A 10,421-nucleotide genomic window follows, 5' to 3' on the forward strand; every position below is an offset into this window, starting at 1 on the left:
TGCTGCCGCCAGTACGCCTCGAGCCCTGCTGTCTGGTCTGGGCCGGCGAGTCCCTCGAGGTTCGCGCAGATGGGCAGCCGGTACGGCGGCAGCGGGTCGCCGAGGTGCACCGCCCCGAACAGCGCGGAGGTCACCACGATCCACCGCCGCGCCCGGCGACGTGCCGCAGTCTCCATCGACGCCACGTCGAGCGCGTCGTAGAGCACGCCGGTGTAGAGCCGCTCGGCCGGCAGCGTGCCGATGTCACGGATCCGTACGTTGCGTTCCACCTCCGCAGCGGCTCCCGCCGGCGCCGTCAGGCGCGCGACGGCGTTCGGGAGAGCGCTGCTGGTGGTCAGGGCGTCGAGCACGCGGTCGCGGGCATCGGCGAGCTCGGGAAACGACAGGCGCGAGAGGTCGAGCGGTCGCCCCCTCCCACGCTGCGCCTTCCCCTCCGACGGGGGCAACAGGATCAGCACCGCGCCAGCCTACGGCGGGAGGCCGCCGGCCGAACCACGCGGCCGGCGGTCAGTCCTCGTCCACCGCGTGGCGGCCGCGGGAGCGGGTGGGCTGCTCCACGTGCACACGCGTGACACCGCGGACAGGGGTCGGGGCTGGCCCATGTACCGGTAGCGGTCCTGCTGCGCGACGACCCACGCGGCGGGCGCCGGGCGGCTCGGCAGCGGCGGCGGCGAGCCGGGTGCGGGCGGCGCCGGTCAGGTGCGGCACCACCTCGCGGGCGAACCGCTCCAGGCTGACGTGGGTGTCGGCTGCGCCGGCCCAGCCGACCAGCTCCACCCGCACCGAGTGCACGCCCAGGCTGTGGTCAAGGACCCGCTCGAGATGCGCCACGGCCATCGCAGCGGTGCCGACCACGGCGCGTCCGGCATCGTGCAGACCGTCCACGAGCGTGTCCGCGTCGGATCCGGCGGGGACCGCCACGGGCATCGACGTCCGCGCGTACTCTGCCCAGCGCACGATCCCGTGGCGCACCTGCCGGCGCGCCTCGATCTCGGTGTCGGCGAGGTGGATCGGCACAGTCACGGCGATGCGACCGCGCGGCCACGAGCGACCTGCGGCCCGTGCGGCAGTCTCGGCGCGCTGCCAGGTCTGCGCCATCGGGTCCTCACGCCCGAGCCCCACCACCTCGGTCGCCCCTGCGCTCACGAGCCCGAGGCTGGACCTCCCCGCCAGCTCCGGCGCGGCCGAGGGCCCGAAGGAGACCACGCGTGCGTCGAGCCGGCCCTGCGGCAGCAGGTGCGGGGTGTGGTCGCGCAGCATCCACGGTGCGTGCTTCGGTGTGACCGACAGCGACCGTGTTCCGCGCAGCAGCGCCGCAACCGCCGTGACCGTCTCCTCGATCGTGTGCTCCGCGTCCTGAGGCGACAAGCCGATCGCCGCCGCATCCGCCGCGATCACGTCGGCGCCCAACCCGAGCACGAACCGACCGCGGGTCAGATGATCGAGCTGAGCTGCGCCGTCGACCAGGTTTGCCGGGTGGCGACGCACAGGGTCAACGACGGCGCCCAGCCGGACCCGCTGGGTGCGCGCCGCCGCGTGGGCGGCCATCAGCAGCGGATCGGCGATGATCTGCCATCCGCCGCTGTGCCGCTCGGTCCACCACATCTCGTCGAACCCGAGCCGATCCACGTGCTCGGCGAGCGCGATGTCGGCGGCGAGCTGCATGGCGGCGTCGTGGTCGGGCCGGTGCAGGGCGTGTGTGAGCACGCCGAAACGGGGTGCTTCGGACACGCCTTCGATCGTGGTCGGCTCGCTGCCCGGAGTCAAGGTCCGCGGCGCGTCGTCCCGTGTGTCCGGGTACCGTCGGCTGCGTGACATTCTTTCCCGACGGCGAGACGAACATCCCCCACCAGACGCCGGTCCCCGAGACACGTTCCGGGCAGGTCCCGCCTGGCCGGCCGCAGCCCAGTGCGTACGACGAGCCAGGCGGTCCGGAGCGGCCGAGCGGGTCGTCCAGCCAGGCCGATCCCGCGTTCACCACCGCGATCGTGCGCACCGCCATGATCAACGGCGTGGTGCTGGTCGTCGCGCTGCTGCTGGCGTACGTCTTCCCGATCACGGAGGATCCCACGGTCGCGACCGCGATCGTCGTCGTTGCCGCGCTCTTCGCGGGCGTGCACTTGTTCGTGGTGCTCAGGTCCCAGCAGCGTCGCCGCGCGCAGGAGCGCGGGGCCGGTGTGCAGCCGGCAGGCTCCTTCGGGCCGGCACCTGCCGCCGAGCCGCAGCCCTACGGCGTCATGCCGGCCACCGGGGCGTTCACGATGACCGTGGAGGACATCTTCACGATCACCGGCCGTGGCACGGTCGTGACCGGGCGCATCGACTCCGGCGAGCTGCACACCGGCCAGACCGTGGTGGTCCAGCGCGGCGGCGCGATGCTCGCCGAGGTCGAGGTGACCGGGATCGAGATGTTCCGGAAGATGAGCGACGTCGCCCGCGCCGGCGAGAACGTGGGCCTGCTGCTCGCCGGCATCGGCCGCGACGAGTTGCAGCGCGGCGACGTCCTCACTCGCTGAGGCTCACTCCGCGGTGGCCGGCTCGGCCGCGTGCTTCCCACGCGGCCGGTCCTGCTCGCTGCTCGCCTCGGTCGATTCCTGCTCGACGGCGGGGCCCGCCTCCTTCAGACGGCGCCGCTCGGTGCGGCGCTGTCCCATCGTGTAGATGACGGGCACCACCACGAGAGTCAGCAGCGTGGAGCTGATGAGGCCGCCGATCACCACGATCGCCAGCGGCTGCGAGATGAACGCGCCGCCGCCGGTGACGCCGAGTGCCATCGGGAGCAGCGCGAAGATCGTCGCGGCCGCCGTCATCACGATGGGGCGCAGTCGCTTGCGTGCACCCTCCACCACGGCTTCCTCGAGCGGGCGACCCTGCGTGCGGTACTGGTTGATGAGGTCGATCAGCACGATGGCGTTGGACACGACCACGCCCACGAGCATCAGCGCTCCGATCAGTGCCGGCACGCCCAACGGCGTGTCGGTGATCAGCAGGCCGACCAGCGCACCGGTGGCGGCGAACGGCACCGACACCAGCAGGATCAGCGGTTGCGCGAGCGAGTTGAAGGTGGCGACCAGCACGATGTAGATGATGGCGATCGCCAGCACGAGCGCGAGGCCGAGGTCGGAGAACGCGTCGGCCTGGTCGGCGGCGGCACCGGCGACCGTGACGTCGGTTCCCGCCGGCAGCTCGAGCGAGTCCACCTTCTCGTTCAGCTCGGAGGTCAGCGAGCCGAGGTCCTCGATGTTCGGGGTGATCGAGACCGTCACCGTGCGTCGACCGTCGGTGCGGGTGATCGCCGACGCGGTCTCGACCACCTCGATCGTGGCCACGTCGCTCAGCGTGACCTGACCCCCGACCAGCGGGAGGTCGGCGAGCTCGTCGAGGTTCGCCGGGGACTCGGCGAAGCGTGCGATCACGGAGACCTCATCTCCGTCGATGTCGATCGTGCCGACCTCGGCGTCGGTCATGGCCCCGGCCACCGCCCCGGCGACCGCGGTCTCGGTGAGTCCGGCCGCTGCGGCGGCCTCGCGGTCCACCGTCACCTGGATCACCGGCTGATCGGACGCGAGAGAGGAGCTGATCTCGGCGATCCCGTCCATGCCCACCACCGAGTCGTAGACCAGCTGGCCGGCGTCGGCGAGCGTGTCGATCTCGTCGGACGTGACCACCAGGTCCACCGTGGTCGAGCCGAAGCCGGCGTCCCCGCCGGCGACGCTGATCCCGGTGACCCGGCCCTCGACGAACGGCGCGACGGCGTCGCGCACCGCGGCCTCCGCGGCCTCGCCGTCGGCGTCGTGATCCAGAGTGAGGGCAAAGCTGGCGGAGTTGCTGCTGCCGCCGAAGAACGCCTCGAACCCACCGCCGGAGCCGACCGAGGTCTGGACCGTCTCCACGGCGCCGATCGCCATGAGCGCCTCCTCCACCTCACGTGCGGCGTCGTCCTGCGCCGCCAGCGAGGTGCCGGGCTCGAAGTCCTGCGTCACGGTGAGCGTGTCCTGGCCGGAATTGCCGAGGAAGTTGGTCTGCAGCTGCGGCACCAGCGCGAGGGTGCCGGCGAGCACCGCCACCGCGACAGCGAGCGTGATCACCGGGCGCCGCAGCGACGCCTTCAGCAGCGGCAGATAGCCACGCTGCCACAGGCCCCGGCGTTCCTTGGCCTCGGCCTTCTCCCGGGCTGCGGCGGCCGCCTCCACGTCGGCGGCCGAGTCGGGCGCCTTGAGGAACCAGTAGGCGAGCACCGGGATGATCGTCAGCGACACGAACAGCGAGGCCATCATGCCGATCGCCACCGTGACCGCGAACGGCCGGAACAGCTCGCCCACGAAGCCGCCGACGAACCCGATCGGTGCGAACACCGCCACGGTCGCGATGGTGGCGGAGGTGATCGCGCCCGCGACTTCCTTGACCGCCGACAGGATGATGGTGCGTCTGCCGGTGCCGTCGGAACCGTACGAGAGGTGTCTCTTGATGTTCTCGATGACCACGATCGCGTCGTCGACCACACGCCCGATCGAGATCGTGAGCGCGGCGAGCGTCAGCAGGTTGAGGGAGTAGCCCACGACCTCCATGACGATGAACGCCGTCAGCAGGGACAACGGGATCGAGACCGCCGAGACCAGGGTGGACCGCAGCGACAGCAGGAACAGCAGGATCACGATGACCGCGAAGACCAGCCCGAGCATGCCTTCCGTCGCGAGGCCCTCGATCGACTCGGTGATGAAGGGGGCCTGGTCGAAGGTCACGGCCACCTCGACACCCTGCGCGTCGAGCCGTTCGGCGAGGTCGGCGATCACCTGCTGCACGGCCTCGGAGACCTCCACGACGTTGCCGTCGGGGGTCTTCGTGATGGCGATGGAGAGCGAGGGCTCGCCGTTGAGGCGCGAGAACGAGGTCACCGCCGCCTCCTGGTCGATCACCTCGGCGATGTCGCCCAACGTCACCTCGGAGCCGTCCGGGGCGGTCCCGAGCGGGATCGCAGCCAGGTCCTCGACGCTCGTGATCGGTGTGCCCGTCTCGATGGTCAGGCTCTCCTCACCGTCGGTGAGGGTGCCGGCGGGGATGCGTACACCGAAGTCGTCCAGCACGTCGAGCACGTCCTGCGGGCTCAGCTCCGCGACGGTCATCGCGGCCATGTCGACGTCGACGGCGATCTCCCGGACCGCCTGTCCGCTGACGGTCACCGAGCGGGCGCCCTGGATGTCCTCGAGCTCGGGCACGATGATGTCCTCGACCACGCCCGCCAGATCGTCGTTGTCCCCGGCGCCCGCCGCGGAGAGCTGAATCACTGGGAGGTCGTCGATCGAGCCGGCGATGACCTGTGGGTCGACGTCCTCGGGGAGTTGCGTGGAGGCGGTGTCGAGCGCCGAGCGCAGATCGGCCAGTGCCGTCGGCATATCGGTGCCGTACTGGAACATCACCGTGGTGGTGGAGACGTTGCTGGCCGAGGTCGAGGTCATCTCCTCGATGCCGTCGACGCCGGCCACGGCCTCCTCGAGCACGGTCGTCACGCGGTCCTCGACCACCTCGGGCGAGGCGCCCGGGTCGGTCCCGATGACCACGGCGGCCGGGAAGCTGATCGAAGGGATCAGCTCCTGCCGCAGCGAGGTCAGGCTGACCACGCCGAGCGCGGCGATCGCGAGGGTGATGAGGGCAGTGAGCGCGCGGCGAGCGAGCGAGAAGCGTGCGAGGTAGTGCACGGGCTCATCTCCGTGGGAGAGCGATGGTGGCGGGGCAGCAGTTCCTTAGGCTAACCCGAAGCAATCGGTGTCTCGGCGGGTGGATCCGATCCCCGATCGGTGACATCGGTCACCGCCTGCCGGATCACCTCGGTGGCGCGCGCGATGAGCCGCAGGTCATCGCTGCTCAGGCGGGAGAGCACCTCGTCGTCGATCGCTGTCGGCCCGAGCACGGCATCGCGCCACGCGGCGATCCCGGCCTCGGTGGCGTGGACCACGCGAGAGCGCCCATCCGCGGGGTCGGGCCGCCGCTCGGCCAGCTCCTCCCTGACCAGCCCGTCGACCAGCCCGGTCACGGTCGCCGCGCTGATCCCGAGTGCCCGCGCGAGGTCGCCGGCGGGCTGCGGTCCGTGCACGTCGAGCACCACGAGCGCATGCAGCCGCCCCGCCGTCATCCGGGTCTCCAGCAGCCGCTCCAGCCGGTGGCCCACCATGGCCAGCGCCATCGCCTGCTGGTTGTCAGCGATCGAGGTGAGCAACGCTGACCGCTCGGGGTCGGTCATGACACCGCAGGGTAGCGACACTGCCCCGAGCGTCCGCAGAGCTCGATCGCCCGCACACCTCAGGCGGGCCCGCCGCCGCTCCTGCGTGCGTCGAGCAGCGAGGTCACCACCGGCGCGATCGTGCGCCACAGCTCGACCGCTCGGCGCTGGTCGCCCCGAATCGCGTGCAGATAGAGGCCATCGCCGACCACGGCGAGCAGCTGGGCCAGTCGATCGTCGCCGACCGCTTCCTCGAGCGCGCGGAGCCACTGTGCCTCGATGTGAGCGAGGGCCTGTCGCGCGCTGTCGGCGCCCGTCTGAGTGATGCGGCTCGCGGCGACGTAGAGCTCGTTGAGCTCGCGCGGCGAGTCGGCCGAGGTGGACAGGTAGTACGCGACCGCGCCCTCGGGGGCGGCACGCATGTCGGCGACGTCGGCCTCGCCGTCGGCAAGGAGGCGCTCGACCAGGCCTTCCACCAGGGCCTCGCGCGAGCCGAAGTGGTAGAGCAGTCCACCCTTGGAGACCCCGGCGCGGGCGGCGACCGCTTCCATCGTGGCTGCTTGCTCACCCTCATCGGCCACGATCGCCGCGAAGGCGGCGAGCACCTTCTCGCGGGCGACGGGTGGGCGGGACATCCCGTCACCCTATGAGAGCCCTGCCCGGGCTGGCTGCCGGTGACGTACCTCACCACGACTCTGCCCATTACTGTACCGGCCGGACGGTATAGTAATGGGCGTCTCAGATGAGGAGAGCGACATGAGCCTGCACAGTGACGACGTCGCCGCACCCGTGGTGGCCGATGTCCCGCCGGTTCGCGCCGGCGCGCGCGCCTGGGCGGCGCTCGCGGTCCTGATGCTGCCGGTGCTGCTGGTGTCGGTCGACAACACGGTGCTGGGGCTGGCGCTACCGGCGATCGCCTCCGATCTGCACCCGAGTGCCACCGAGCAGCTCTGGATGATGGACATCTACCCGCTGGTGCTGGCTGCGCTGCTGCTGGTCATGGGATCCGTGGCCGACCGGATTGGCCGGCGACGGATGCTGCTGCTGGGAGCGACTGGCTTCGCGGCGGTCTCCGCGGCAGCCGCCTTCGCCCCGAGCGCGGCGTGGCTGATCGCGGCGCGCGGCGGCATGGGGATCTTCGGTGCGATGTTGATGCCCGCCACGCTCGCGCTCCTGCGTTCGTTGTTCCTCGACGACGCTCAGCGTCGCCTCGCGATCGCTGTCTGGACGGCGACGTTCAGTGCTGGTGCCGCGCTCGGCCCGCTGCTGGGCGGCATCCTGCTGAGTGCGTTCGGGTGGGGGTCGGTGTTCCTGATGGCGGTGCCGGTGCTGGTTCCGCTGCTCGGGCTCGCGCTGTGGTTGATCCCGGAGTCCAAGAACCCCTCACCGGGGCGCGTGGACGCGCTCAGCGTGGTGCTCTCGGTGTTGGCGATGGGTCCCGTGGTGCTGGCGATCAAGGAGGTCGCCGTGCACGGGCTCGGGCTGCTGCCCCTGACCATGGCGGTCGCCGGTGTCGTCGCCGGGATCGTGTTCGTGCGGCGTCAGCGTGCCCTCGCCGCACGGCCAGATCGAGGGGCGATGCTCGACGTCGGACTGTTCCGCATCCCGGGCTTCCGCTACTCGGTGCTGGTCAACCTCATCAGCATGACCGCGATGGTGGGGTTCCTGTTCGTGGCCTCGCAGCACCTGCAACTGGTGCTGCAGCTGAGCCCGCTGCAGGCCGCGGTGGTGCTCTTGCCCGGTGGTGTCGTGGCGATGGGCGCGGGCTTCGCGGCCGTGCGCCTGGTCCGACGCTTCACGGCACGCTCCGCGATCTCCGTGGCGCTGCTGGTGTCGGCTGTCGGCTACGGCGTGGTCGCGTTCATCGGTGCCGATGTCCCGGCGGCGGCGTTGGGTGCCGGGTTCGTGCTTCTCGGCATCGGCGTCGGCGTGGCCGAGACCCTCTCCCACGACCTGATCATCGCGTCGGCGCCGCCGGCGCGGGCCGGTGCGGCCTCAGCGGTGTCGGAGACGGCGTACGAGGTCGGCGCGGTGCTCGGTACGGCGGTTCTCGGTGGTCTGGTCACGATGCTCTACCGGTCCCACCTGGTACTGCCGACCAGTCTCAGCCGTGAGGCGAGCGAGGCTGCCGGAGGCTCGCTCGCCGGCGCGCTCGACGAGGCCGACCAGCTCCCGATCGCGCTCGGTGAGACCCTCGCCGAGGGCGCGCGTGCCGCGTTCGAGTCCGGCGTCGGGATCACCACCGGCGTCGGCGCGTTGCTCATGGTTGCCGCGGCGCTGGTGGCGTGGGGGGGCCTGCGTCCGCGGGGTCGCTGAGCGGGCGGCACAGCCTGCTCAACGACCGCGCGCGCTTGCCCTGGCCGCCACGCCGGCCGGGACCACCTTGAGCAGGGCCACGATCGCCTTGTACCGGCGTGACGGCACGCTGAGCGCCTTGCCGCGGTCGATGTCGCGCAGCGACTCGGCGATCACGTCCGGGGCGTCCAGCCACATCCACCCCGGGATGCCCTCCTGGCCGGGCGGCAGGCCCAGCCGTGCGTGGAACTCGGTGTGCGTGTAACCGGGGCAGACCGCCGTGGCGGTGACGCCGCGCGTGCCGTACTCGCCTGACATCCAGCGGCTGATGTCCACCAGCCAGCGCTTGCACGCGCCGTAGGTGGACCGCGGCGTGAACGCTGCGACCGACGCGATGTTGACGATCCGCCCGTGGCCGCGGGCGAGCATTCCAGGCAGCGCGGCGTGGGACAGCCGGAGCGGCACCTCGTTGTGCAGGCGCAGGTGCTTGACCTCGTCCTCCACGTCGTTGCGCTCGAACGCCAGGCCCATCCCGTAGCCCGCGTTGTTGATGAGCATGTCGACCGGCTTCTCGGGATCCCGCAGCCGCTCCTCGACGCGCGCGATCTGCTCCGGGTCGAGCAGATCGGCCGGCAGCACCTCGACCTCGACGCCGTGCAGGTCGCCGGCGAGCGCCTCCAGTCGGCCGCCGTCGCGCGCCACCAGCACCAGATCGTCACCCCGCGCCGCCAGCTGCCGCGCGTACTCCGCGCCGAGGCCGGCACTCGCGCCCGTGATCAGCACCCGCGTCATGGCGCTCACCCTACGTGGGGGAGGTGTGGAGGTCGGCAGTGGATCTGTTGCGTGGTCAGCGCCGCGGTCACCACCAGCCCGACGGCGGTGCTTGGCTGCTCGGGTGAGGTCACCGAGCAGGGCGAGAGCCGCCGTCGTTCTCGTGATTGCGGTGGCGATCGGGCTGGCGGTGCAGCCGTTCCGGTATCTCGGATGGACCGACGGCGTGGGCACGCTTGCGTACACGGGTGCCGCCGTAGGGCTGCTCGCGCTGGTCCTTCCGCGCCGAGGCGCGCTGCTGCCAGGTGCCATCGGTACGGCACTGGCCTGCGCCGTCGAGATCTCCCAGCTCACCGGGATTCCGGCGAGGCTGGCCGAGGCATTCCCGCCGAGTGCGCTACTGCTCGGCAGCAGCTTCGACGTCCTCGACCTGGTGCTCCTGATCGTGGGCGGTGCCGCCGCCACGCTCATGCTGGCTGTTCCTCGGCCGCCGACGCCCACGCCGTAGGCTCGTCCCGGAGGTCACCGATGCCCACCCCGCACAACCAGGCCGAACCAGGCGACATCGCTCCGCTCGTGCTCATGCCGGGCGACCCGCGTCGCGCGCGCCGGATCGCCCACGCGTTGCTGACTGACGCCGTGCTCGTGAACGAGGTCCGTGGCATGGAGGCCTACACCGGCAGCTACGACGGTCGGCCGGTCACGGTGATGGGATCCGGCATGGGGATGCCGAGCATGACGATCTACGCGACCGAGCTGTTCCGCGAGTACGGCGTCGAGCGGATCGTGCGGGTGGGCACCTCGGGCGCCTACGCCGACGCGGTGCAGCTGGGCGAGGTGATCATCGCCTCGGCGGCGCACACAGACTCCGCGATCAACGACGGCCGGATCCCGGGGGTCCGGTTCGCGCCGGTGGCCTCATTCGCCATGCTGCGGGCGGCCGTGGTGGCGGCTGAGCGGCAGTACGTGCCGGTGCACATCGGCCCGATCTACTCCGCCGACCACTTCTATCTGGAGCGGCCGGGCGTCAACGAGGCTCTGCGCGAGCACGGCACCCTCGGGATCGACATGGAGACGGCCGCGCTCTACGCGGTCGCCGCAGCCGAAGGCGGACAGGCGCTGACGGTGCTCACCGTCA

At 71.5% G+C, this 10,421-nt stretch carries 10 protein-coding genes; 4 read left to right on the forward strand and 6 right to left on the reverse strand.

All coding sequences use genetic code 11. The features are described 5' to 3' along the window. A partial coding sequence (gene yaaA, locus ACOJSN_RS18725; RefSeq protein WP_420114005.1) for a peroxide stress protein YaaA occupies window positions 1–458 on the reverse strand: 458 nt, incomplete at its 3' end. A gap of 49 nt (window positions 459–507) precedes the next feature. Beyond that, entirely contained in the window at window positions 508–1,731 is a 1,224-nt protein-coding gene (locus tag ACOJSN_RS18730; protein WP_420114006.1) for an LLM class flavin-dependent oxidoreductase, read from the reverse strand. 80 nt (window positions 1,732–1,811) lie between these two features. Here ACOJSN_RS18730 and ACOJSN_RS18735 point away from each other — a divergent pair, with 80 nt between their 5' ends. After that, the gene (locus ACOJSN_RS18735; RefSeq protein WP_420114007.1) at window positions 1,812–2,516 is read left to right on the forward strand and encodes an EF-Tu/IF-2/RF-3 family GTPase; all 705 of its coding nucleotides are present in this window, start codon (window positions 1,812–1,814) and stop codon (window positions 2,514–2,516) included. Between the two features lie 3 nt (window positions 2,517–2,519). Here the strand turns inward: ACOJSN_RS18735 and ACOJSN_RS18740 are convergent, their stop codons facing one another. The 3 genes from ACOJSN_RS18740 to ACOJSN_RS18750 are packed head-to-tail and all read right to left on the reverse strand — an operon-like array spanning window position 2,520 to window position 6,852. After that, window positions 2,520–5,696, reverse strand: a complete 3,177-nt coding sequence (locus ACOJSN_RS18740; protein WP_420114008.1) for an efflux RND transporter permease subunit — start codon at window positions 5,694–5,696, stop codon at window positions 2,520–2,522. 50 nt (window positions 5,697–5,746) lie between these two features. After that, complete coding sequence (locus ACOJSN_RS18745) at window positions 5,747–6,238, reverse strand: MarR family winged helix-turn-helix transcriptional regulator (protein WP_420114009.1); 492 nt, start codon at window positions 6,236–6,238, stop codon at window positions 5,747–5,749. A 59-nt stretch (window positions 6,239–6,297) separates the two neighbouring features. Continuing rightward, window positions 6,298–6,852: a TetR/AcrR family transcriptional regulator gene (locus ACOJSN_RS18750; protein WP_420114010.1), complete on the reverse strand. Its 555-nt coding sequence runs from the start codon at window positions 6,850–6,852 to the stop codon at window positions 6,298–6,300. 121 nt (window positions 6,853–6,973) lie between these two features. On the opposite strand from ACOJSN_RS18750, the gene ACOJSN_RS18755 reads away from it, so the two are divergent. Next, window positions 6,974–8,533 (forward strand): MFS transporter, encoded by a 1,560-nt coding sequence (locus tag ACOJSN_RS18755; RefSeq protein WP_420114011.1) that lies wholly within the window; start codon window positions 6,974–6,976, stop codon window positions 8,531–8,533. 18 nt (window positions 8,534–8,551) lie between these two features. On the opposite strand, the gene ACOJSN_RS18760 is transcribed toward ACOJSN_RS18755, so the two are convergent. Then, window positions 8,552–9,304: an SDR family NAD(P)-dependent oxidoreductase gene (locus tag ACOJSN_RS18760; RefSeq protein WP_420114012.1), complete on the reverse strand. Its 753-nt coding sequence runs from the start codon at window positions 9,302–9,304 to the stop codon at window positions 8,552–8,554. 103 nt (window positions 9,305–9,407) lie between these two features. Between ACOJSN_RS18760 and ACOJSN_RS18765 the strand changes: the two genes are divergently transcribed. Next, window positions 9,408–9,791 (forward strand): DUF2809 domain-containing protein, encoded by a 384-nt coding sequence (locus tag ACOJSN_RS18765; protein ID WP_420114013.1) that lies wholly within the window; start codon window positions 9,408–9,410, stop codon window positions 9,789–9,791. A gap of 20 nt (window positions 9,792–9,811) precedes the next feature. Further along, window positions 9,812–10,421 (forward strand): DeoD-type purine-nucleoside phosphorylase (locus ACOJSN_RS18770; protein WP_420114014.1); only part of this gene is annotated, 610 nt, incomplete at its 3' end.

Origin of the sequence: Pseudactinotalea sp. (assembly GCF_048594945.1) — a bacterium.
In the GTDB taxonomy this organism is placed as follows: Bacteria; Actinomycetota; Actinomycetes; order Actinomycetales; family Beutenbergiaceae; genus Pseudactinotalea.